The organism is Sphaerospermopsis reniformis (genome assembly GCF_005402885.1).
Taxonomy (GTDB): domain Bacteria; phylum Cyanobacteriota; class Cyanobacteriia; order Cyanobacteriales; family Nostocaceae; genus Sphaerospermopsis; species Sphaerospermopsis kisseleviana.
The window spans coordinates 1-557 of record NZ_BJCE01000554.1 but is presented as its reverse complement, the minus strand read 5'-3'; the positions used below and the strand labels follow the sequence as shown (position 1 = coordinate 557).

Sequence of the window (557 nt, the reverse complement as noted above, 5' to 3'; positions counted from 1 at the left end):
GAGTGCCAAGAATTGGTCTTGGAAATGATGGCATCTGTTCGCAATAAGATGCCATTTTATCAGCAGGGTTTGAGGGCTGTAATGCTTATCCAGCAACCTCTTTAGCTCCTTTGTCGCCCCCTCAAGTGCTAAACCTTGATTCCAAGCGTGTCTGGCTACTCCTGCGTGTTGCGCCAGTAGTAGTCGTTGTTGCTTGTTAACTTTGAGTTGGGTTTTGAATCCTAGTAGCATACAGTGAGAACTCACCGTATTATTACTAAGGAAAGGAGGCAGGAGTTCTTAATTTTGGATTTTCGATGCAAGGATTTTGGATTGTTTTTGTTATATCCAATCTAAAATCTAACATCTAAAATTTCCCGCCCACACCAATCTCTTCAGAAATAAAAACGAATTTGCTATATCAATACCTTCGCCAAAACTCTGAAACCCTATTAGACATCTCCGAAAAAGAATCAAATTATGGTATAACAAGGTAAAATCGTGCATCTACCCTGAGATTATGAGCAACATAGTTGAGTAAATTCATAATAATCCTGAAGAATCACAACGGTTATTAG

General features: G+C 39.1%; 1 protein-coding gene. It reads right to left on the bottom strand.

All coding sequences use genetic code 11. The features are described 5' to 3' along the window. Nucleotides 1-231 (bottom strand): helix-turn-helix domain-containing protein (locus FFR48_RS29875; RefSeq protein WP_236104242.1); only part of this gene is annotated, 231 nt, incomplete at its 3' end. Nucleotides 232-557: the final 326 nt, after the last annotated feature.